The sequence below is a fragment of the Sphingomonas faeni genome, assembly GCF_040407565.1.
Classification (GTDB): domain Bacteria; phylum Pseudomonadota; class Alphaproteobacteria; order Sphingomonadales; family Sphingomonadaceae; genus Sphingomonas; species Sphingomonas faeni_F.
Genome location: NZ_JAPZPR010000001.1, coordinates 1 through 22,751, shown reverse-complemented (window position 1 = coordinate 22,751; position 22,751 = coordinate 1). Strand labels below are relative to the sequence as shown.

General features: G+C 63.2%; 15 protein-coding genes and 1 pseudogene. 5 read left to right on the top strand and 11 right to left on the bottom strand.

Features of this window, described 5'->3' with window-relative positions; all coding sequences use genetic code 11:
- Positions 1-186 precede the first annotated feature (186 nt).
- The gene (locus O6Y00_RS00080) at positions 187-3,513 is read left to right on the top strand and encodes a glycosyl hydrolase 2 galactose-binding domain-containing protein (protein WP_353440644.1); all 3,327 of its coding nucleotides are present in this window, start codon (positions 187-189) and stop codon (positions 3,511-3,513) included.
- Positions 3,514-3,590: 77 nt separating this feature from the next.
- Here O6Y00_RS00080 and O6Y00_RS00075 read toward each other — a convergent pair whose 3' ends face one another.
- From O6Y00_RS00075 to O6Y00_RS00050, 6 genes are all read right to left on the bottom strand, one after another.
- Complete coding sequence (locus tag O6Y00_RS00075) at positions 3,591-4,628, bottom strand: cupin-like domain-containing protein (RefSeq protein WP_353440643.1); 1,038 nt, start codon at positions 4,626-4,628, stop codon at positions 3,591-3,593.
- 303 nt (positions 4,629-4,931) lie between these two features.
- Positions 4,932-5,984, bottom strand: a complete 1,053-nt coding sequence (locus O6Y00_RS00070; protein ID WP_353440642.1) for an SGNH/GDSL hydrolase family protein — start codon at positions 5,982-5,984, stop codon at positions 4,932-4,934.
- 167 nt (positions 5,985-6,151) lie between these two features.
- Positions 6,152-7,156: an alpha/beta hydrolase gene (locus O6Y00_RS00065; protein WP_353440641.1), complete on the bottom strand. Its 1,005-nt coding sequence runs from the start codon at positions 7,154-7,156 to the stop codon at positions 6,152-6,154.
- 25 nt (positions 7,157-7,181) lie between these two features.
- Positions 7,182-9,578 (bottom strand): beta-galactosidase, encoded by a 2,397-nt coding sequence (locus O6Y00_RS00060; protein WP_353440640.1) that lies wholly within the window; start codon positions 9,576-9,578, stop codon positions 7,182-7,184.
- Between the two features lie 44 nt (positions 9,579-9,622).
- On the bottom strand, positions 9,623-12,319 hold the full coding sequence (locus O6Y00_RS00055; RefSeq protein WP_353440639.1) for a TonB-dependent receptor: 2,697 nt from the start codon (positions 12,317-12,319) through the stop codon (positions 9,623-9,625).
- A 559-nt stretch (positions 12,320-12,878) separates the two neighbouring features.
- Positions 12,879-13,820 (bottom strand): Gfo/Idh/MocA family protein, encoded by a 942-nt coding sequence (locus O6Y00_RS00050; protein WP_353440638.1) that lies wholly within the window; start codon positions 13,818-13,820, stop codon positions 12,879-12,881.
- A gap of 114 nt (positions 13,821-13,934) precedes the next feature.
- Here O6Y00_RS00050 and O6Y00_RS00045 point away from each other — a divergent pair, with 114 nt between their 5' ends.
- A complete protein-coding gene (locus O6Y00_RS00045; protein ID WP_353440637.1) occupies positions 13,935-15,749 on the top strand; it encodes an IlvD/Edd family dehydratase in 1,815 nt (604 codons plus the stop codon).
- A gap of 183 nt (positions 15,750-15,932) precedes the next feature.
- On the opposite strand, the gene O6Y00_RS00040 is transcribed toward O6Y00_RS00045, so the two are convergent.
- Positions 15,933-16,658, bottom strand: coding sequence for a FadR/GntR family transcriptional regulator (locus tag O6Y00_RS00040; RefSeq protein WP_353440636.1), 726 nt, complete (start codon positions 16,656-16,658; stop codon positions 15,933-15,935).
- Positions 16,659-16,787: 129 nt separating this feature from the next.
- Here O6Y00_RS00040 and O6Y00_RS00035 point away from each other — a divergent pair, with 129 nt between their 5' ends.
- The 3 genes from O6Y00_RS00035 to O6Y00_RS00025 are packed head-to-tail and all read left to right on the top strand — an operon-like array spanning position 16,788 to position 19,887.
- On the top strand, positions 16,788-18,392 hold the full coding sequence (locus tag O6Y00_RS00035; RefSeq protein WP_353440635.1) for a sodium/sugar symporter: 1,605 nt from the start codon (positions 16,788-16,790) through the stop codon (positions 18,390-18,392).
- Positions 18,393-18,394: 2 nt separating this feature from the next.
- On the top strand, positions 18,395-19,258 hold the full coding sequence (locus O6Y00_RS00030; RefSeq protein WP_353440634.1) for a 2-dehydro-3-deoxygalactonokinase: 864 nt from the start codon (positions 18,395-18,397) through the stop codon (positions 19,256-19,258).
- Positions 19,255-19,887 (top strand): 2-dehydro-3-deoxy-6-phosphogalactonate aldolase, encoded by a 633-nt coding sequence (locus O6Y00_RS00025; RefSeq protein ID WP_353440633.1) that lies wholly within the window; start codon positions 19,255-19,257, stop codon positions 19,885-19,887. Before O6Y00_RS00030 ends, O6Y00_RS00025 begins: the two co-directional genes overlap by 4 nt.
- A gap of 968 nt (positions 19,888-20,855) precedes the next feature.
- Here O6Y00_RS00025 and O6Y00_RS00020 read toward each other — a convergent pair.
- From O6Y00_RS00020 to O6Y00_RS00005, 4 genes and pseudogenes are all read right to left on the bottom strand, one after another.
- Positions 20,856-21,770: a VOC family protein gene (locus tag O6Y00_RS00020; RefSeq protein WP_353441373.1), complete on the bottom strand. Its 915-nt coding sequence runs from the start codon at positions 21,768-21,770 to the stop codon at positions 20,856-20,858.
- A 6-nt stretch (positions 21,771-21,776) separates the two neighbouring features.
- Positions 21,777-22,004 (bottom strand): hypothetical protein, encoded by a 228-nt coding sequence (locus O6Y00_RS00015; protein WP_353441372.1) that lies wholly within the window; start codon positions 22,002-22,004, stop codon positions 21,777-21,779.
- The gene (locus O6Y00_RS00010) at positions 22,000-22,113 is read right to left on the bottom strand and encodes an integrase core domain-containing protein (RefSeq protein ID WP_353441371.1); all 114 of its coding nucleotides are present in this window, start codon (positions 22,111-22,113) and stop codon (positions 22,000-22,002) included. Before O6Y00_RS00010 ends, O6Y00_RS00015 begins: the two co-directional genes overlap by 5 nt.
- 546 nt (positions 22,114-22,659) lie before the next feature.
- Positions 22,660-22,751: pseudogene (locus O6Y00_RS00005) on the bottom strand (integrase catalytic subunit); the annotation flags it as partial.

Genomic DNA, 22,751 nt, shown 5'->3' with positions numbered 1-22,751 from the left:
AGCCAGGAACTCAGGAGAGATCTATCCATGCGATCGTTGCCTCTAACAGCCGCCCTGCTGCTCGGTGCCGCATTTTCCTCCTCTCTGGCCGCCCAAGCTGTGATGCCGACCATGCGGCCGACTATCGCGAATGCCGGTCCTTACAATGTTGCCATCCTAGAAGGCGGGACCGGGGTGGAGCGTGATTTGACCGGTGCCGACGCAGCTGTCCAAGCCAATGCCCCCTGGACGCTGTCCGCTTGGGTTCGCCCAAGCGAGGCCGGCGCGGACGGTTTGCTGCTGGCCATTGGTAACCCGCTGCAAACCTGTCGCTGCCTCGACCTTACCAATGGGCGTGCAACCGCCGTGGATGGAGCGACACGGATAACCGGCGGCCCCGCGTTGGCGGCAGGCAAGTGGACGCATGTCGCCGCTGTGGCGAACGGACGGACACTGACGCTCTACGTCGATGGTCGCGCCGTCGCGTCCGTCGCGAGCCGCCCGAGCGAAGTCGTCGCCCGCCTTGCTGTCGCACCAGTGACGAACGGCGCTAAAGCGCCGCGCCATTTTGGCGGATCGCTGGTTGCGGCGCAGTTTAGCGCCGTGGCGCTGAGCGGCAGCGAGATCACAGCCGCCATTCGAGCGCGGCCGGATTTCGACCTCGTGCAATTCTGGCAGGTCGGCGTCGGCTGGCCGTTCCAGAAGCAGGCCAATATCGGCCTCACCCAGCAGCAGGATGCCTGGACCTTGCCGAAGGCCCGCGTGAGCGCGACCACGGCACCGGTCGCGCACATGCCCCTGCCCCCGACGGGACTGGCGCGCGAAGGCGACGGCCGCTGGCTGATCAACGGCTGGCAGCTCGCTGCGGCGCCCGAGGTCCGCGAGGATGCCGCCACCCTGTCGCGTCCGGGCCCTGCCACTGGCACGTGGCGCGCGGCGACCGTGCCGGGCACCGTCTTGACGACGCTAGTCGACCGCGGCGTCTATCCCGATCCCTATTACGGGCTCAACAACCTCAAGATTCCCGAGAGCCTCGCACGTCAGGACTATTGGTACCGCACCAGCTTTACGGTGCCGGCAGCCGCCGCGGGCAAGCGCCTGACGTTGGTCTTCGGTGGCATCAACTATGCCGCCGACGTCTGGGCAAATGGCCGCAAGCTCGGCGACACCCACGGCGCGTTCATCCGCGGCCAATTCGATCTCGTGCCGGTCGCCGGCGAGAATGTCGTCGCGGTCCGAGTTTCGCCACCACCGCATCCCGGCATCCCACACGAGCAGTCGATCAGCGCCGGTGTCGGCGAGAACGGGGGCCAGCTCGCCATCGACGGACCGACCTTCGTCGCCACCGAGGGATGGGACTGGATACCGGGGATTCGCGACCGTAACACGGGTCTGTGGCGACCGGTCGAACTGCTCGCGCATGGGACCATCCGGTTGCTCGACCCGCATGTCGTTACCGACCTGCCCCTGCCGCGTACCGACAGCGCCGACGTCTATATCACCGTGCCGGTCGAGAACTCAGGCGCGACCGCCGCCAGCGTCACCGTCCGCGCAGCGTTTGGCGGCGTCCGTGTCGAAAAGACAATACTGGCACCGCCCGGTGAGACGAAAGTCGTCTTCAACCCGAAGGAATTCGCGCAGCTCCACGTCGCCAATCCCAAACTATGGTGGCCGAACGGCTATGGCGAGCAAGCTCTCTATCAGCTTTCGCTGGAAGCATTGGCCGACGGCCAGCTCTCGGATACGCGCACCGACAAGTTCGGTATTCGCGAAGTCAGCTACGACCTGTCGCTGTTCGATGCGGCTGGTGCGCTGCGCCGGGTCAATCTCCAGTTCACCGACGGCAGCCTGCGCGGCGAGCGCCTTATCGATGTTCGCCATCAGGCCATCAAGCAGTCGCCTAATGGCTGGGCCGAGTCGCTGACGCCGCAAGGCGAGCGTTCCCCGGCGGTGACACCGGTCGAGGCGACGATGCCCGAGCCGCATCTGACGATCCGCGTGAACGGCGTGCAGATCGCCGCGCGCGGCGGCAATTGGGGCATGGACGATGCGATGAAGCGCATCGGACGCGACCGTCTCGCTCCCTATTTTCGCCTCCAGAAGGAGGCGCACATGAACGTCATCCGCAACTGGATGGGCAACAATACCGAAGAGGAGTTTTACGATCTGGCCGACGAGAACGGCATGATGATTCTCAACGATTTCTGGCAATCGACCCAGAATTTCCAGGTCGAGCCGGACGATCCGGCGCTGTTCCTGAAGAACGCCGACGACGTGGTTCGCCGATACCGCAATCACCCGTCGATCATCCTGTGGTTCGGTCGCAACGAGGGGGTACCCTACCCCGCGCTGAACGAAGGGCTCGACGACCTGATCGCGCGCGAGGACGGCACGCGGTGGTTCACAGGCAGCTCCAACGTCGTCAACCTGCAGGGGTCGGGACCGTACAACTATCGTCCACCGGTCGGCTATTTCACCGGCCTCGCCACCGGTTTCTCGGTGGAGACGGGTACGCCGTCCCTCTCCACGCTCGAATCCGTACGCGCCAACATGCCCGACAGCGAAACCTGGCCGCTCAGCGACACGCTGGCCTATCATGACTGGCATTTCGCGGGGAACGGCGACACCAAGACGTTCATGTCCACGCTCGACACCATGTTCGGGCCCGGTACCAGCTTCGCCGATTTCGAGCGCAAGTCGCAGATGATGAACCTCGAGACGCACAAGGCGATGTACGAAGGGTTTCTCGGTCATTTGTGGACCAAGAACTCTGGTCGACTGCTGTGGATGACGCATCCGGCATGGCCGTCGAACACGTGGCAGATCTACAGCTGGGACTACGACACCCAAGCCTCCTACTACGGTGTGAAGAAGGCCGCTGAGCCGCTTCACGTCCAGCTCAACCTGCCGGGCAATGAACTGGTCGTGCTCAATACGACCCGCGAGGCGCAACCAGGATTGCGAGTCCGCACGCGTGTCCTCGGGCTCGACAACGCCCAACTCTTCACGCGCGAGGACCGGGTCGACGCAGGCGCCAACATGGCGACGCCGCTCGCCGCGGTGCCGCTCGATCGGCTGTTTGCGTCAAATCCGATGCTGCTGGTCAAGCTCGAGCTGATCGATCGGGCGGGCAAGACGGTTGCCGACAATTTCTACTGGCGCGGAAAAGACGAAGCCGCGTACCGATTGCTGAACACGCTGCAGAGAGTCGCGCTGACCGGCTCGGTCGTGACGCAGGCGGTCGACGGCGCGGACAACGTCGTGACGGTGACGCTGGCCAATCGAACCGCGGTTCCGGCGTTGAACGCCAAGCTGACGCTGGTCGATGCACAGGGCAAACGCGTCCTGCCCGCATTCTACAGCGACAATTACGTCGCGCTACTGCCCGGCGAGGAAAAGCGCATCGACATCCGCTACCCCAAAAGCTCGGGTCAGGCGGCGGCCGCGCTGACGGTACGCGGGTGGAACGTCGCGCAGTCGGATCGCTTCATCACGCTATTCCCCCAAAACGTCGGTACCGGCAAGGCGCAATAGCGACGTGTCGGCGCAACTTCGGTTGCGCCGACCGCGCCGGCGGATCATCCCGTCGGCGCCGTCCCTCGCCGAGCGCGTTAGCCGGATTTGCGCGACGCAGGCATTGGCGGCGGACTTAGGGCGTCGGCGATTTGTGCCGTAAACCGGGCATTCCGCAGTTCGGACGGCGGCGCGAGCACGCCTAGCGCATGCGCCGGCAGGTGATTGCCGGCATCGGGTGCTGCGTCGTCGAACACATAATGTTCGAACCAGCGGCGCCATGCCAAGCGCTGGGCCGGCGCGAGATCGCGGATCGCGAGGACGGCGTGGCTCAGCGCGCCCATCGGCGAAAGCGCATGCGGCTCGGCCCACCAGTAATTGACCATCACGTTGAACGCAGCGGTCGCCTTCACGCTATGCCACCAGATCGGCGGAATGAAGAGCGCATCGCCGGGATCGAGATCGGCAACGAGCCCGTGGCCCATGGCGTCTGCGAATTTGGGATAGCGTTCGAGATCCGGCTTCTCGAGATCCACCATGCTGACTGGCGGCCCCGCGATCGTGAAGTGGAACGGGCCGACATAGAGGTTGCCAACCTGTTCGGGCGGGAACAGCGTGAAACGTCGCCGACCCGCAACGACCACCGCGACATTGCTTGCCTCGTCGAAATGCGTGGCGACGTGTGTACGATTGCCGACCCATATCCGCGGCTTGGCACCCGGCAAATCGAATGACAGGGGATTGTCTGCGATCCAGGCGGACAGGTGATCGTCCGCGGCAGCAGCGCCCGCATAGAGCGCAACGGGCTCCTTTTCTCCACGGAGCGACAGCAGCTTGTCGAGCAGTCCGCTGAGCGAGCCGAACCGCTTTTGGAAATTGCAGGCCTGCATCGACGCATCGTAGAAGAACCGACCATCGATCTCCGGCGGACCGATTAGCACTTCGGCCGGACGTCCGCGGTCCATCGCCTTCATGTAATCGACCAGGGTTTCGTCGGACCGGAGCCCTGCCGCAACGGCGGGCCACCGACTCGCCTGACCCCGCAATACGATAGGGCGGTCCCGCGTCGCGATTGCGTCTGCGAACTGGACCGCATCGACCGGGCCGGTTTCATCGACCTTGGCGTGAATCGTCATATTCCGATCTCCTTGCCGCGCTCTAACGTCCAGTGCATCGAAGCTGAAGGCATCTGAAGAGCAGATTACCCTAGCGCATCACGTTGAATGTTGAGAACCGATAAGCGCAATCGCCAAAGGCCAAACCATAACTGCGGGCCTCGACTCGCCGACCGTATTTGAGCGCCGGCAGGCATGCGGGTTCCGCGCCGAGTGAACATAGTGTAATTACGGGAGCGATGCCCCGTCGTTCAACATAAATATTGATGGCTGTTCCCCGACATGAAGGATGTACGGGTTTACGGCGCGAAGCTGATTGGCACTTCACTTCGATAGGATGCTAAGCGGCACGACCCTCGCCATTTTCATGTAGCCGACATCGCTGGGATGAACGTGATCTCCGCTGTCGAACGTAGCGGCAATCTTTTCCGGATCATGTGGATCACGCAACGCCGCATCGAAATCGACGACCTCATCGAATGCCCCGGAGTGACGAATCCAATCATTGACCTCCAACCGAACGCGTTCACCTTTCGGGTAGGCTTTGTCCGGTCCCTGAAAGGGCAGGATCGTTCCTCCTATAATTCGCAGGCCCCGCGCGTGCGAGCGCGTAATGACTTGCTGGTACGCTGCGATCAGATCTGAGGCGGTGACCATATTGTCGCTAGTCCCCTTGTCAGTGCCGCGAAAGATGTCGTTGACGCCTTCGAGCAGCAGAACGCTTGCCGCCCCCCGCAGGGCGAACACGTCCCGATCCAACCGGGCAAGGAGGTTGGGTCCCGCACCATCGCGAAGCGCCCGGTTCCCGCTGATACCAGAGTTTATCACAACCCAATCGCGAAGAGCGTATTCGTGCGCGATGCGTTCGGCGAATTGCTCCGGCCAACTGCGGTGAGCACCTGGGGTTGATTTCGCGCCTTCGGTTATCGAGTCACCAATTGCGATCATTACGCGTCGCGAGGCGACCGGGCTGACCTCTACCGTTTCGACCGGCGAAGGTGCAGTGATGCTCCGCGCACCGGGTGGCGGGATCCTGGCCATCGTCCAGTCGCCGCGAGCGACGACGACTCGCTCCGCAATGTGCCCGGACGGCAAGACAGGACCCTTGTCTTCGAACCGGACCGATACCAAAACCTCGTCGAACCTATCGAACGACATTGCGACGAAATCGGCAACTCCCTGAGCTCCGGCGGGGATCGTGAAGGACCTGCGACCACCAAAGGTCAACGGGACCGGTGCTGTCGTGGTCCCGCCGCGCGTGCGCTTTATCACTGACGCCGCGACAACTCTGAGCGGCGTCGCCCCCGTCTCATTGCCAAAATGGACGCGGATCGCATGAGCCGCAGCATTGATCCGGATCGCGTGACGGATCGTCATGCCAGCATAATCCTGCTCGAACCTCCAAGCGCGCGTGTCAATTGCGGCGAAGGCTGGAGCGTGCCAAGCGGCAATCCAGGGAACTTGCGGACCCGTCAGACTCGTTGCATCCGTTGCGCCGATGGCACCTGCGACCAGCAAAGCAGTTGCCAGAACCCGACCGATGCTCATCGTCCGGACGGACGCTGGCGGATCCACGCTGCGAACAGCTCGGGCCAACGAGCAGCGGGTTGTTCGAATGGCGCGTGGAACCCGAAGCCGTGACCGCCATGTTCAAACAGATGCGCTTCGACCGGCACGTCGACTTTTCGACAACCTGCGATGAACTGGAAACTCGCCTCGACAGGCACTGTTTCGTCGTCCATCGCGTGCATGACGAAGCAGGACGGCATGTCTGCCCGAGTATGTTCGGCAGGCGAACGGCGCCCGATCTCGCCCTCGCTCGCGTGCTGGCCAAGCAGCTGGTCGCGAGATCCGGAATGGCCAACGCCAGCACGAAGACTCGCGACGGGATAGATTAGCCCGGCGAAATCGGGGCGGGCGGACAGTTGGTCCGCGGCATCGACTGGAGCGTAAGTCCGTTCATCGAACGCCGTTGCGGCATCGCAAGCCAAGTGCCCGCCAGCCGAAAAGCCTAGCACCCCGATTCGTAGTGGGTCGATGCCATACGAGGCAGCCCGCGATCGGACGAGCCGCATGGCTCGCTGCGCATCCTGCAACGGCACGCGGTCGCGCCCCTGCCATCCTTCGCCGGGTAGACGGTAGTTCACCACGAACACCGTAATCCCGACCGCGTTGAAGCACCGAGCGGCATCGATGCCCTCATTCTGGACGGAGAGGAAACTGTAGCCGCCGCCGGGAAACACCACCAGCGCCGATCCATCTGGCCTCGCGGACCTGAACACCCCGATCTCGGGTGCGGCAATGCCGCTGATCCACAATTCGCGTGCGCCCTTCGGCCCGTTCATCGTCGCCGATGGCGTCGGCAGCACCGCGGGGGCGCCCGGCGGCGACCCGGGCCATAGCAAGATGCGCTCCGATACCGGCCACACTGGTGCGCCCAGATCGGATGCCGCAGGCGTCGCGGGCGCCCCCCATTGTTGCGCCCTCGCGCGAGTTGCGGTAGCGAGCGCCAGACCACCGGCCAGGATCATGCGGCGTTGAATATCCACGATTTTTCCCCTCGAACGATGCGCGTTAGTCGAAACGCAGGTCAAGCCCGTAATCGGTTTCGAGCCGGACCGCGCTGAGTTTCGCGACCTGCTCATCCGCGGCGATTTTCGGTTTCAAAGCCGCGTCGAGATAGATTGGCGCATCACCTCGCAGCGGCAGGATCGACAGCGTCAGCGGCTTCGCCAGCCGATCGCCGAAGCGGCGCAGATTCACCGTCCAGGTGCGCCCGTCATAATAGCGATCGTCGATCAGTTCGCTACCGATGAACAGCCGTCCGATATCACCCGTCCAGTCGATCGAGAGCCGTGTGTCCTCGACGCCCTGCGTCGCCGCCGGCGGCACCAACACGGTCCATGCCGCCGCGGTCGAGAAGCTTTCCGGATAGGGTTCGACCGCCGCGTTCGCCGCACCGCCGATCCGTACCGGTGGCGCCTTGCCCGCCGGGCGTAGGCTGGTGACAGCTACAGTTGCCCGGCGCGGCACCGCGGTCGCGGTATAGCGCGCGAAAAGACCGTCCGCGCCCGTGCTACGGACCGGTCGGCTTCCCGTCACGCGATCGAGAGCGGGGAGGGTTGCAAAGGCGAAACCAGGGTCGCCGCGCGACACGAGGTGCAGCGCATCGCCCTGCGGCACGACCTCCGCCTTCGTCATCAGCAACCGGTCGGCGTGGCCGATCCGCACGCGGCTGACGCCGCGTGCCTGATCCTGCGTCAGCACGAGAATGCGGTCCCGGTGCCCGCCGGCATCGACCACATCGACGACCGCGCTGGTGCCGGCCGCCAATCCCTCCACCTTGAATAGCGCTCCGTCGCGTCGCACTCGTCCGGCGCGCGTCGTCACAGAGGCAGCGCGGATCGCCAGATCGACAGGCACATCCGGCACCGCGTACAGCACGGTCACCGGTCCCGCGGGCGTCGTGATCCGTGTGAGCGGCTGGGCGGTGGCCCAGGCGAGGCTGCTGTCGCCGCTCAGCGCCAAATTGATCGGCCAGATGAAGTAGCGGTCTGCGGGAATGTCGATCGCCCGGTCGGGAAAGTTGACCGTCCCGCCCGGCAGGTCGACCGCGAAGCGCACGCCGCGCTGCACTGGCCCCGCATATTGGCGAACATGGCTATTGTAGAACAAGAAGCCCGCATCGCCCGCCGTGCGAACCGAGAAGCGCGGCGCCGTCAGGTCGGTCGCGTCGCGCGGCGTCACGTCGGGCTTCCGCACCGTCATCGGTGCGAGTACTGGTCCCCATGTCTGGAGGAACAAATGGAAGGGTCGGATTGCCGGCAGCACGGGGTTGGCTGCGCCATACTGGCCAAACGGTGCCTGGAAATCGTAATCGACGATCGGCAGGTCGTTATAGCCACCAATCGACGTCTGTTCCTGAAGCGTGGTGCGACCGATCGCGTTGCGGCCGCCATGATACATGTAATAGCCGTAGAGATTGACGCCCGAGCCGAGCTGCACCGGAAGCATCGCGGCGATGTCGTCGGGCTGCATCACCGGGCGCCTACGGTACATGGTCGGGATGCCGCCGCCAAATTCGGCGCCCAGGAACGGCGTGTGCTCAATGTCGCCATCGGCATCGCCGACCGCCCCGCCCTTGGTCTGCGCACCCAGATCGCCGCTGACGCGGCTGCCGAAGCGGAACGCATAGGTCTCCTTGGGCGGCAGCTTGTCGACCGGGATGCCCCAAGGCTCGTCGGGATAGCCGCCGAACACGGGCGTCACGTCGCGCTTCGGATAGACCGTCGCGTCCCAGCCGGTGACGGTATATAGTGGCACGTCGAAGCCAAGATTCACCGCCATCGCCTTCAACGTAGCGATATGCTTCGCCCCTTGGTTCACTCCGCGCAGATTATATTCGTTCTCGATCTGCACGCCGATGATCGGCCCGCCATTTTTCCAAAGAAGGCCCTTTACCTGCCGCTCGGTCTCGCTCCAGAAGCGGCGGACGTGATCGAGATAGATTGCGTCGTCGCCGCGCGTCGGCATCGATTGGACGACCCAGTCGGGGATGCCGCCATAGCGGACCTCGGCATGGACCCATGGCCCGAGGCGCAGAAAAACCTTCAGCCCATGCCGTCCCGCCGTCTCGATGAATCGGCGCAAGTCGCGGTCGCCCGACCAGTCGAACTTGCCCTCGACCTCCTCGTGATAGTCCCAGATCAGATAGGTCGCGAGGATGTCGACGCCCGACGCCTTGATCTTGGCGAGTTCGGCATCCCATTCGGAGGCGGGCGTGCGGACGTAGTGGAACTCGCCCATGACGGGCAGCCAAGGCTTGCCGTCCAGCGTCAGATACCGGCTGTTGACGCCGATTTCCGAGCCGGATGGCGACCGCGCGGTGCCGAGTTTCAGATAGCCGGTTTCGGGTTTCGGCGCCGCTCCGCGCGCATCGACGCGAAGCGTGTCGGCGGATGCGGGAGACATCGCCGCCAGTGCGATAGTCGACGCGGCGATGCCAAGCGCGTACCTCAATTGCCGAACTTCACGCGAGCACCGAAGCCGAAGCGGCGATCGGGTACGAACAACTCGCGGGGCCGCTGCTCGACTCCGAAATAGGTCGTGTTGTTCGTTCGGGTGATGTTCACCGCATCAGCGAACAAGGTCAAGTTCGGCCCGACATCATAGCTGACCGTCGCGTCGAGCTGTCCGCCGCCCTTGTTGTACACTGGCAGCGATCCGGTGCCCGGCCCTTGCGTGTTCTGCACGAACGAGCCGCGCCAGTTATACGCGACACGGATCGACGCGCCGTATTTCTCGTAGATGCCGACGGCGTTGTAGCTGTTCTTCGACAGGCCCTCGAGCGGCACGGTCTCTCCCAGGATCGGGCTCGGCGCCTCGCTCGCGACATAGGTGTAGTTAGCCTGCACGCCGAACCCGCTTAGCGCGCCCGGCAGGAAATCGAAGAAGGTCTGCGCGCCGACTTCGAACCCCTTGATCGTGCCGTCGCGACCATTGACCGGACGGGTGATCTGGAAATTGTTGAACGCCGCCTCGGGGGCGGTGACGGTCTGGATGAAACCGTCGACCTTCTTATAGAAACCGGAGGCGTATACGATACTGCCGGGCTTGAAATACCATTCGAGCGATGCGTCGAGCTGGTTCGCCTTGAGCGGCCCGAGCGAAGGATTGCCCGCGGTCCCGGTGCGGAAGGTGTAATCGAGCGAGATCGACGGCGACAATCGATCGAAGCTCGGCCGGGTCAGCGCCTTGGACGCCGCGAATCGCAGCGCCAGCGTGTCAGTCAGGCTGGCCTTGATGTTCAGGCTCGGCAGCGCGCTAACATAGGTGTCGCGCGCATCGATCGGAGTGAAGGCGTTCCCAGCGAGCTGCTGGAATCCGGACACGGTCGAGACGGTGCGGATGACGCGCATGCCCAGATTGCCGCTGATCGGAATAGCCAAGTTGTCGTCTCCGAAGCTGCCCATCACGTAGAACGCCTCGGTCTTCTCGCCGAGATCATAGATCGAGAGAGGTGCGAACACGGGCTGCCCTTGCGTCTTGCCGAAGACCGCGTTGATTTGATCGAAATCGCGCTCCAGCGCGACCGGGGGAGCTAGGAAGGACGGCACCGAGCTACCATTGGTGCCGGCGCGATACAGGAAGTTGGTGAACGGCGCGAGCACTGCGGCCTGCGGAAAAAAGGATGAGGGGACGCCGCTGATGCTGGTGTCGTAGATCGATACGTTGCCATTAGTCGCCTTGCGATCGGCATAGCGGACACCGAACTTGATTGAATTTAGGAAACCGTCGATCTTGAAATCGCTGTCGAAGCGCGCGGCGAATTCACTGCCAGTGCTGCCCGCCAAATAGCGCCCAATCCGGTCGAACTGGTAGTTTGCCGGGTTGGTCGTGTCGAAGCCGTTGACGCTTAGCGATGGGATGTCGCCGCCGACATCGATCGTAAGCCGTGGTATCGACGTGTGGAAGCCGAGCTGGCTGAAATCGGAATCGGTTGTCGAATGCGTGTAGCTGACATCGCCGCTGAGCGTGACGTCCTCATGCGTCCATTTGGTGCCGCCAGAGATCTGATAGGTCTTCGACCGGCGATCGTTGATGAAGGAGTTGGAGTCCGCGAACACGTTCGTGAACGAGCCGCTCTTGAAGTTGTTCGTGCCGTCGAAGAACGTCAAGCTGCCCGGGACCGCGTTCAGCGTGCCAGCGAAATGATCGTACGGATAGAAGGAATAGTTGTCCTGTCGGATGCGGTAATCGATGTAATTTCCGTCGATATACAATTCGAGATCGCTGGTCGGCTTCCATTGGAGGGCGCCGTTCAGGCCGATGCGGCGGCGGTTGCCGACCTGATAGGTGTTGCCCCCGCCCAGCGGCACGTTGATGCGATCGGCGGCGGCGATCAAGCCGTCCGCGGCACGGTCTATCTGGCCGTTGCGATCGAAATCGTAAGCGACATTCTGCGACGTCGGCTCGATCGAGATGTCGTCCGATCGGAACGCGCCTTTCTGGTACGATCCGCCGACCAGCACGCCGATCTCGCCGATACCGGTATCCCAGCGGTTGCTGATCAGCCCGGAGACTTGCGGCGTCACCTTGTCGGCATTGTCGAAATAATAGCCGCGCGCGGTGCCTGCGACTTGAAAACCCTTGAAGTCGAGCGGCCGGCGCGTCTTCAAATTGATGAGACCGCCGATGCCGCCCTCAATCAGGTCGGCGGACGGCGTCTTGTAGACGTCGACGCCGCCAAGCAGTTCGGACGGGATATCCTCGAACGACACGCCGCGATCACCGCCGGCGGTGAAGACCGAGCGGCCGTTCAGTTCGGTGCGGACCTGGGTCAGGCCGCGGATCGCGATCGCGCTGCCCTCGCCCTGGTTGCGGCTGATCTGAATGCCCGAAATGCGCTGAAGCGCTTCAGCGACGTTGTTGTCGGGCAGCTTGCCGATGTCCTCGGCGACGATCGAGTCGACGATCTGAGAGGCGTTGCGCTTGATGTTGACCGCAGACCGGAGACTGGCGCGTACGCCGGTCACGACGATGTCGGCATCTTGCGTCGACCCGCCCTGCTGCTCATCGACTACCGGCGCCGTCGACTCAACGGAAACCACCTTCGTATTCGACAGGTCGCCTCGGCTGTGGCCCTGCGCCCAGGTCAACGTAGGCCATGCCAACGCGACTGCCGCGACGGACGCCAGATACTTCGCATTCATCCCCATCATCCTCTCCCTTTATATCTTATAAATGAGGTCTAAAACGTCTTTTTGCGTGTTTCAAGACCTCTTGTGACAGATATTTCGCTCTTCTGCTGGTCCGCGCCTCTCTCCGCGGCATTCCGATATCGCGTAAGGCATAGTTCATGTCATACTTATGATTCAGAGAACTCAGATTGCTTGAGGAGGGGCAGTTCGACATATCCGACTTTGACGAAGGCAAAGCGGTGCGGAATCTTTACCGCAGCACGATGGAGACCTGCGGCTGCTCGATAGTCATGCTTCTGTGGAAATATGCGTGTCCTCACTAGGGATGCCAAGATCGGCAAGACCCAAGATGTGCCATTCGACGACGCGTAAGCAGTCAAGATGCCGACTGCCGAAGGCCTATCAATGCTGATCGTCGCTTGGGTACGGTCGTCGTCTCGGAAGACGATTGGAACCTCTTAGATCCCAGCTAAGGCCGCTGCTCCTGAGATGCGGCCCTCGATCTCCAAGCAAGTCGTCGCGTCGCGTTGCCGGGTTTCCGCCGACGATCAGCGGCTCTGGTAGGGCGCCGCTACCAGGAGAACGCCGGCATCTCGTGACGTCGCGCCAACAGGAACGCATCCGCGACCAGTCGCAGCGGCGTGACGTCGACATCGCTCGTGCCGCTCCGCACCAGCCGCTCGAACGCCGCGTAGAGACCCGGATATTCCGCGTCGGCGCCTCGCGTCACGACCCCGTCGATCTCGAGCACGCTACCACCCTCGCGCAACTTCAGCAGGCCGGCATCGGTCTCGACGACGATGTCCCATTGCTGCGGACCTTGGCGCAGAAAGTCAAAGCCCGCGGTGACCGGTATGTCGCCGCATGCCATCGTAAGATCGGCTACCAAAGGCGACATCCGACCGCCCGGCACGTGCAGGTCAGCTGCATCTACGGTCCAAGCGCCCGGCAAGATTCTTGTGGCGATGGACAACGCGTTGATGCCGGGATCGAACACGCCGAAACCGCCCGCGTCCAGGATCCAATCCTGCCCCGGGTGCCAGCGCCGGATATCCTCACGCCAGTCGATCGTCATCCGAAGAACCTTGCGATCCGCTAGCCAAGAGCGCGCCGCAGCGACGCCGGCAGCCTCCCGCGAATGCCAGGTCGTGAACAGCGTCCGTCCCGCGGCGGAGGCATGCGTGTCGATCCGTGCGATTTCCGATAGCGTCGCGGCCGGGGGTTTCTCGAGCATCACATGCAGCCCCGCATCGATCGCCGCCATCGCAATCGATGCGCGCCCGACCGGCGGCGTGCAGATCGACACGGCGTCAAGCGCATGGTCCGCCGCCAGTAGGTCATCGATGTCGTGATAGTTCGGCAGTCCGTCGACCGTCGCATGACGGCTGACCGCGGCGACCAGCGTGAAGCGCGGATTCGCGGCGATAGCCGGCAGGTGCTGATCCCGCGCGATCTTGCCAATGCCGATGACGGCCAGTCGGAGCGGTCGCTCGGAACGCGTTGCATCAGACATGTATCACCCCTCTTTTATCAGACTTATTCGTTGTAACCTGTGGCGCGGCCGCTATCAACAATACGACAAGGCAGTAGCGTATGCTTCTGCCTTCCGGGCATCGGAGAGGACGACATGACGGACACGATCGACAACGGCGCGGCCAACACGGGTCGGGGCGGATTGCGGTCCCGCGCGTGGTTCGACGATCCGAGCAATCCGGACATGACCGCGCTGTATATCGAGCGCTATCTGAACTACGGGCTGAGCCTCGAAGAACTCCAGTCGAGCCGGCCGATCATCGGCATCGCCCAGACCGGCAGCGATCTCGCGCCGTGCAACCGCCATCACCTCGTCCTCGCGCAACGCGTCCGCGACGGCATTCGCGACGCGGGCGGCATTCCGATCGAATTCCCGATCCACCCGATCCAGGAGACCGGCAAGCGCCCGACCGCGGGGCTCGACCGCAATCTCGCCTATCTGAGCCTGGTCGAGGTGTTGCACGGTTATCCGATCGACGGCGTCGTGCTGACGATCGGCTGCGACAAGACCACGCCCGCCTGCCTGATGGCAGCGGCGACCGTCAACATCCCGGCGATCGCACTGTCGGTGGGGCCGATGCTCAACGGCAATTACAACGGCCAGCGGACCGGCTCGGGCACGATCGTATGGAAGGCGCGCGAACTGCTCGCGGCGGGCGAGATCGATTACAAGGGCTTCATCGCGCTGGTCGCATCGTCGGCGCCGTCGACCGGGTTCTGCAACACGATGGGCACCGCGACGACTATGAACTCGCTGTGCGAGGCGCTCGGCATGTCGTTGCCGGGCTCGGCGGCGATCCCCGCACCGCACCGCGACCGCCAGGAATGTTCGTGGGAGACGGGCCGCCGGATCGTCGAGATGGTCGCCGCGAACCGCCGCCCCTCCGACGTCCTCACGCGCCAGGCGTTCCTCAACGCGATCCGCGTCAATTCGGCGATCGGAGGCTCGACCAACGCGCCGATCCACTTGAACGCGATCGCGCGCCATGTCGGCGTCGAGCTGACGCTGGAGGATTGGGAGAATCACGGTGCCGACGTGCCGTTCATCGTCAACCTCCAGCCCGCGGGCGAGTATCTTGGCGAGGATTTCTACCGCGCGGGCGGCGTCCCCGCGGTGATGGGTCAGTTGCTCGCCAAGGGCATGATTGACGGGTCCGCGCTGACCGTGAACGGCAAGACCGTCGAGGAGAATATCGGTGGCCAGACGACGCGCGACGTCGACGTCATCCGCCTGCTCGACGCGCCGCTGCTCGCCAATGCCGGGCTTACGGTCTTGCGCGGCAATATGTTCGACGCGGCGGTGATGAAGCTCAGCGTCGTCTCGGACCAGTTCCGCGAGATGTACCTCAGCAATCCCGACGATCCCGAGGCGTTCGAGGCGACCGCGGTCGTATTCGACGGGCCGGAGGATTATCACAAGCGCATCGACGATCCCGCACTCGGCATCGACGAGAGCTGCATCCTGATCATGCGCGGCACCGGCCCGATCGGCTATCCGGGCGGTGCGGAGGTGGTCAACATGCGCCCCCCCGCGGCGCTGATCCGTGCGGGCATCCATGCGCTGCCGTGCCTCGGCGACGGGCGCCAGTCGGGGACGAGCGGCAGTCCGTCGATCCTCAACGCCTCGCCCGAGGCGGCGGCGGGCGGCAACCTGGCGCTGCTCCAGACCGGCGACCGCATCCGTATCGACCTGCGCGCCAACCGCGCCGACATGCTGGTCGACGATGCCGAACTCGCGCGGCGGCGGGCGGCGGTCGAGGCGGACGGCTATTTCTTCCCGGTGTCGCAAACCCCGTGGCAGGAAATCCACCGCGACATCGTCGGCCAGTTCGACGGCGGCGCAGTGATTGAAAGCGCGGTGAAGTACCAGCGCATCGCCGAGAAGGGTTTGCCGCGCGACAGCCATTGAGGCGACGGGCATCTCTCACACTCAGGCCACTGGGCAAACTCCGACCCCAGATATCCTCTCTGCCAGGGGAGGTATCGGCGAAGGTGACGGAGGGGCAGCAACCAGAACCAGCGCTTCGCGCTTCCCCTCCGTCGGACTGACGCCTGCCGCCCCCTTTGCAGAGAAGGATTACAGGACGCCCCCCTACTCGTCTCCGATCAGCGTCAGCACGTCGCCGATGATCCGCGTCATCGCGACCCTCGCGCCTGCCGGGTCGCGCGCGACGATCGCATCCGCCACCGCGGCATGGTCGGCGACGTTCGCGGACCGTCCCTTGATCCGGTTGGTGAAGCGGATGGAGGTGCGTAGCGCGGTCGACACGACCGACTGGAACTGCGCGTAGAACGGGTTCTTCGACGCGCGCAGGATCGCGACATGGAACGCGATGTCGGCTTCCAGCGGATCGGTAAGCCCCGCTTCGCCCGCCTCCATGCGCTCCAGCCCGCCGCGGATCGCGGCAAAGTCCGCCGGGTCGCCGAACCGTGCCGCCAACGCCGCCGCCTCGGGCTCGATCGCCACCCTCAACTGATTGAAATGCCGCAGGAGTTCGACCGAGAACTTCCGTTCCAGCGTCCAGCGCAACACGTCGGTATCGAACAGGTTCCATGCGCTGGCGGGCTGCACGATGGTCCCCTGTCGCGGTCGTGCGCTGACCAGCCCCTTCGCCGTCAGCATCTTTACCGCCTCGCGCGTTACCGACCGGCTGACGCCGTGCGTCTTGGCGATCTCAGCCTCTGTCGGAAACGGACGATGCTCGTACCGCCCGGTGACGATCGCGCGCCCGAGCGTGTCGAGCATGCCGTGAGTCAGGTTGCGCCCGATTATTCCTATGGCGGGTGGCGTTTCGACGTCTGTCGTGTCGGTAGTCATCGTGCGGGGTTCTGGCGCAACGGCGGCCTACTGTCACGCACATCGATCGCTAGACATTCGACTATTGTCGTATAAATATCGACGGAGCGGCCGACCGAGTGCTGGGAACCGGGTGGAAGAGGGAAAAGCATGAGCCTGTCCGGCATCGATCTGATCGTGGTCATCGTCTACGCGATCGGTATATTCGGTCTTGCGCAATGGGTATCGCGCGACAAGGGCGGCAAGGCCAAGGACAGCGCGGAGTATTTCCTGGCGTCCAAGTCGCTGCCGTGGTGGGCGATCGGCGCATCGCTGATCGCGGCGAACATTTCCGCCGAGCAGATCGTCGGCATGGCCGGCTCCGGCTATGCGATCGGCCTCGCGATCGCCTCGTACGAATGGATGGCGGCGCTGACGTTGCTGATCGTCGGCAAGTTCTTCCTGCCGATCTTCTTGCGCAACGAGATCTACACGATGCCGCAGTTCCTCGAACAGCGCTACGGCCCGTCGATCCGCACGCTGATGGCGGTGTTCTGGCTCGGCCTGTACGTGTTCGTGAACCTCACCTCGATCATCTGGCTTGGCTCGATCGCGGTCAACCAGGTCGCTGGCGTCAACCAGGACTTCGCGCTGATCGGCCTTGGCCTGTTCGCGCTGCTCTATCAGTTGAAGGGCGGCCTGAAGGCGGTCGCGCTGACCGACATCGTCCAGGTCACGCTGCTCGTCGTCGGCGGGCTGATCGTGTCCGGCCTCGCGCTGAGCGAACTGGGCGGCGACGCGGGCATGCTCGGCGGCTTCCACCGGCTGGTCGACCAGGCGCCGGACCATTTCCACATGATCCTGTCGAAGGACAATGCCTTCTATAAGGATCTGCCGGGCATCTCGGTGCTGGTCGGCGGCATGTGGATCGCCAACCTCAGCTATTGGGGCTTCAACCAATATATCATCCAGCGCGCGCTGGCCGCCAAGAACCTCGGCGAAGCGCAGAAGGGCATCGTGTTCGCGGCCTTCCTCAAGCTGCTCATGCCGATGGTCATCGTCCTGCCGGGGATCGCCGCCGTGATCCTGGCGCCCAATCTCGCCAAGCCTGACGAGGCGTATCCGACGATGATGCGCCTGTTGCCGCCCGGTCTGCTCGGACTGGTGTTCGCCGCACTCATCGCCGCGATCGTCGCGTCGACCGCGTCGAAGATCAATTCGATCGCAACGATCTTCACGCTCGATCTCTATGCCAAGCGACGCGGCGCGACATCGATCGCCGAGGATGGTTCGACCATCGTCGCGGACCCCGCGGTCGAGCGTAATCTGGTAAAGGTCGGGCGGATCGCCGCCGCGGTCGCGATCCTGCTCGCGATGATCACCGCACGCCCGCTGCTCGGCAAGTCCGACCAGGCGTTCCAGTATATCCAGGAATATACCGGGTTCTTCACGCCGGGCATCGTCGTGATCTTCATGCTCGGCCTGTTCTGGAAGCGCGCGACCGAAGCCGGCGCGCTGATCGCCGCGATCGCATCGTTCGCGATCTCGCTACTGCTGAAATACGCGGCGCCGGAGATTCCGTTCATGAACCGGATGCTGATCGCGTTCGTCGTCGCGCTGGTGCTCGCAGTAGTCGCCTCGCTGGTCCGCCCGCAGTCGAGCGCCGCCAACCGGATCGTCACGCGCGACGTCGACTATTCGACCACGCGGGGGTTCAACATCGCCTCGGTCGGCGTGGTGATGATTCTCGTCGCGCTTTATGCGGCATGGTGGTGAGTATGAGCGCTTTCATCGCCGTCGACTGGGGCACCACCAACCGCCGCGCGTACCGGATCGAGGACGGCAAGGTCGTCGCGACCGAACGGGATGATCGCGGTGCGGCAAGCGTCGCGGTGGGCGAGTACGAGGCCGAAGTCACCGGCATCCGCGCGCGGCTGGGCGACCTGCCGATGCTGCTCGCCGGCATGGTCGGATCGAACATCGGCTGGCGCAGCGTGCCCTATGTCGCAGTTCCCGCAGGCCTCGCCGCAGTCGCCGGAGCACTCGACCGGATCGACGACCATACCGCGATCGTGCCCGGCCTCTCCTACCGGGACGGACTGCACGCCGACGTGATGCGCGGCGAGGAGGTCCAGTTGCTCGGCGCGGTGGCAGCAGGACTGGTGCCGCCCGACGCATTGCTCTGCCAGCCGGGTACGCATTGCAAATGGGCGACCGTCGAGAGCGGCGCGATCGTCCGCTTCACCACCGCGATGACCGGCGAACTCTTCGCCCTGCTCCGCGCGCACGGCGTCCTGTCGCGCCAGCTTGGCCATCGGGTCGAACCCGGCGGCGCGTTCCTTGAAGGCGTCACAGAAGGCGCCAGGCGCGACCTCGCCGCCAGCCTGTTCGCGATCCGTGCGCGCGGCGTGCTCGGGATCGCCGACGACGCTCACGCTGCCTCGTTCGCCAGCGGGCTGCTGATCGGCGCCGACATTGCCGCGCGGATCGAGCGCGGCGCGACCGTCCACATCCTCGCCGACGCCGCTCTCGGTGCGCTCTATGCCAGCGCGATCGATGCGCTCGGCGGCACTGCTCGCCATATCGACAGTCAGGCCGCCTTCGTGGCCGGCATCACCCGCATCCAGGATCTTGCAGCATGACCACGCACCGCCAGGCTTTCGACGACGCTTTCGCCAAATGCCCGCTGATCGCGATCCTGCGCGGTGTGAAGCCCGATGAGGTCGAGGCGATCGGCGATGTGCTGGTCGATGCGGGCTTCACGATCCTCGAAGTCCCGATGAACTCGCCCGACCCGCTCGACAGCGTCGCCCGACTGGCGCGACGGTTCGAAGGGCATGCGGTCGTTGGTGCAGGCACGGTCCTGCGGGTCGAAGACGTCGAGGCGGTCGGCGCCGTCGGCGGCACGCTGATCATAGCCCCCAATGCGAACGTCCGCGTGATAGCCGCCGCCGCCGAGCATGGCTATGTCGCGCTGCCCGGCATCGCGACCCCGACCGAAGCATTCGCCGCGCTAGAGGCTGGCGCCGCCGCGCTGAAGCTGTTCCCCGCCGAGGCCGCCGGCCCCAACGTCCTGAAGGCGATGCGGGCGATCCTCCCGAAGGATACGCGCGTGCTGCCGGTTGGCGGGATCGTGCCGGAGGTCATGGCGGAATGGTGCACCGCGGGCGCGGCGGGGTTCGGCCTCGGCTCCGCGTTGTATGCCCCTGGAATGACCGCAGCGAACGTCGCAGCGCGTGCCGCCGCGTTCGTGACGGCGTTCAACGGCTGAGACTATAGCGGGTCTTGATGTATACATCATAATAATAAGCTGCGAGATGGGCCACCTTGAACAGCAGCAACGACTTGCTCCCGCATATTTCACGACCAAGGTCCAGTCCAGCGATGCCCGCCTCCGTCGCCAGCACGGACCGTGAATCAGAAGGTAACTGCGGGCCGTATCCCAAGTAATTCAGTTCGGTTGAAAACTGTTAGTGTTTTAGTCTCGGAATCTATCGAACCACGCGGTAAGGCACCTATGTGAATTGGCAGTTAGATATCGCGATATTTCAAGGCTTGGCGAGCCGTGCGGCTTTAGCTAACGATGGAAAGTCGGGCCGCCCCGAAGTTTGCGAGTTGCACTCGTAAGTTCTCGCGACGCTGATAGTTCATGTGTTTGACGGAAGCTTTCTGAACCTTGCGGATCCGCCGCTTGATCTTACCTTTTGTCCAGCGGTTTTGCTACTTGATGAGCCGGTAATTGATGTCACTCGCTATGCATCGGTATAACGCACTGCTTGTTTTGGCGAAGCGCGTATTAAGCAATCGTTTATGAGATACAGACTAAAAAATGCCTTGAGCAGCGCTGGTAGAGATATCGTAGCTGTTTCAATATCAATGTAATTTCGATAAATTGCCGAACGTTTAGCGAGACAACACCCTTCGTCGCCAATCCACATTCTAGATAATCGATTTCCGCTATTTACCATACCGCTCTAATACGCGAGCATGGCGATTGGAACACGACGAATAATATGGTGACGAAGTCGTTTTCTTACCGTTTAGTACCGCGCGACCTAGCTACAAGACAGAAAATCCTTTGGCTGGCTTCGTATCGCCCAATAGCAAGGTTCACCGTCGTCCTGTCGGCGTCACCGTCGACCGCACAGGCGCGATCTCCGTTGTTGATGACACTGCAATGTCGTTTGGCGGTTTTCGAACCTGCGTTACAGCGATATGCTGTGGAATGTTACGTTGGCTTCAGTAAGTGGGGCTTTCGGCGGTGAAGGGCGAGCAGCACGGCTTAGATACCGGCTGAAACTCCATCAACTCGACCCGGGTCCCGTCCGGATCATAGAAGTTGGCCTGCCACTTGCCGTCCAGCCCCATCTGAGGTCCATCGTGACGCGGACTCAAGCGGTTTTCGCGGTACAATGTCGTTACGGCTGCCTGCATGTTCGGCACGCCAAGCGAAAAATGGTTGAGGACGCCCAGCTGGTTGGCATTTACCTTATCGATCGGCACGTCCGATCCTGGCCCGACCATCATGTATTCGATCCAGTCACGCCCATCAGGCGCCTGCTGGGATACCCAGTCGACCTTTGTCGGCTCGAACGCGCCGAACCAGTAGGGTCGAAAGCCAAGCAGTCGACGGTAGAAGCTATCCTGCTTAGCGCGGTCGTGGACGGCATAGCCGACATGGATGACACGACCACTTATGGCACCAGGTACCGCGGTGGCATCGGGGTTGGCAGGTTGAACAAACTGGATCTCGTTACCTTCCGGATCGTGCGTCACAAACCAGCGATCACCGCCAGCCACGCCCAGAACAGGACCAAGCCCCTTCATGCCCTGCCCGGAGAGCCATGCACGTAGACGAGCCGCATCCGCTGTGACATAGGCCGCATGAGCGAGCATGCTTGCGCTCTGCCCGTTAGGCGCAGGCAGCACCTCCACAAACTGGCGGGAGCTGAAATAGAAGCGGACACCGGACGAGTTCTCCGGATCCACGCCCTTCCGTGCGCCCAATACATGCCTATAGAAGAGCTCTGATTTAACCATGTCGCGCGAGTAAACAGCGAGATGGGAGATGCCAGTGATAGCGGGGGGTATCTCGGGAGCCTTTGCCCCCAACAAGTTAGCTGCGGAGATCGCTAACAATAACAGTCGAGGCACCACGGATCAAATCCCATCCCACCCTATGCACGCGGTTGTGTGCCAGCAGCACATGGCATAGAGTACTTCACTATCGTTGTCACGCATGACCTGCGCTTCGTTTAAGACTGCTGGAAACTGAACGTTTTGTCCCTTGTCTCTTTGGCGAGGGCATTTGATAAACTCGGCGAGTGCCACGCCGCCGAGGCTGTCGTGCGGCCGTCCTGTGCTGTAGTCCGTCCGCCATGTTTCAATGACCCGTTTCGCCGCAGCGAGCGAGCAGGTGCTCGTTCAGGCATTCATTACGCAAGCGAGCATCGAACAACTCCACGACGCCGTTCGGCTGCGGCTTGCCGGGCGTGATGCAATACCGTTCTACGCCGGTGTCTTAGCACCAGATAAGAACGGCGTGAATGTTCAGTTCGGTCTCAATACCGCCGACTACCATGCACGGTAGCGCGCGACGTTCGGCGATAGCGTCCACTTGCGTATGGCCCATTAGCCTGACCGCGAGGTATCCCGGACGCACGCCAGGCACTCCCGAATGTCATCATCGATGACGTTAAGGATGCGAAACCACCAGCCGCAAGACCAAGTAATCGGCACGAAGCCCACCGACAACGTTGGTTGGGTTCCTGTGGGATCGCCAGCGGACCCAGAGCGCGCTTCCGGCCGCCACTCTTTCGCACCGCCCCCCGCTCTTCGCGCTACAGCCGCTACACGTTCTTTAGGTTCATGCTTTCCGTTGCGCATGAGCAGGATTGCAGCCCATCGATAGCCGAACAGGCGTTGTTCATGCGCGATCTTACGCATCCCCTCGCGGACAGGATCATAATTCCTGAAAGCGGCTCATATTGCATGCCGAAAGCTGGACCCTGAGCAGCCCCCACCGGGTGGTCCGGGTAGATAGTTAGTGCATTGTCGCCTCCGCCGCCATTGCCGGGCGTAGGTGGAGCGAAGCGGAACCGGAGGCTGGCAATGGCGGGGTCGCTGCTGCTGGCG

Coding starts and splice junctions, on each gene's coding strand:
- O6Y00_RS00070 (WP_353440642.1), bottom strand. CDS start 5,984: ATGACGATCCGTCACGCGATCCGGATCAATGCTGCGGCTCATGCGATC.
- O6Y00_RS00075 (WP_353440643.1), bottom strand. CDS start 4,628: ATGACGATTCACGCCAAGGTCGATGAAACCGGCCCGGTCGATGCGGTC.
- O6Y00_RS00060 (WP_353440640.1), bottom strand. CDS start 9,578: ATGTCTCCCGCATCCGCCGACACGCTTCGCGTCGATGCGCGCGGAGCG.
- O6Y00_RS00030 (WP_353440634.1), top strand. CDS start 18,395: ATGAGCGCTTTCATCGCCGTCGACTGGGGCACCACCAACCGCCGCGCG.
- O6Y00_RS00040 (WP_353440636.1), bottom strand. CDS start 16,658: ATGACTACCGACACGACAGACGTCGAAACGCCACCCGCCATAGGAATA.
- O6Y00_RS00055 (WP_353440639.1), bottom strand. CDS start 12,319: ATGAATGCGAAGTATCTGGCGTCCGTCGCGGCAGTCGCGTTGGCATGG.
- O6Y00_RS00025 (WP_353440633.1), top strand. CDS start 19,255: ATGACCACGCACCGCCAGGCTTTCGACGACGCTTTCGCCAAATGCCCG.
- O6Y00_RS00050 (WP_353440638.1), bottom strand. CDS start 13,820: ATGTCTGATGCAACGCGTTCCGAGCGACCGCTCCGACTGGCCGTCATC.
- O6Y00_RS00045 (WP_353440637.1), top strand. CDS start 13,935: ATGACGGACACGATCGACAACGGCGCGGCCAACACGGGTCGGGGCGGA.
- O6Y00_RS00035 (WP_353440635.1), top strand. CDS start 16,788: ATGAGCCTGTCCGGCATCGATCTGATCGTGGTCATCGTCTACGCGATC.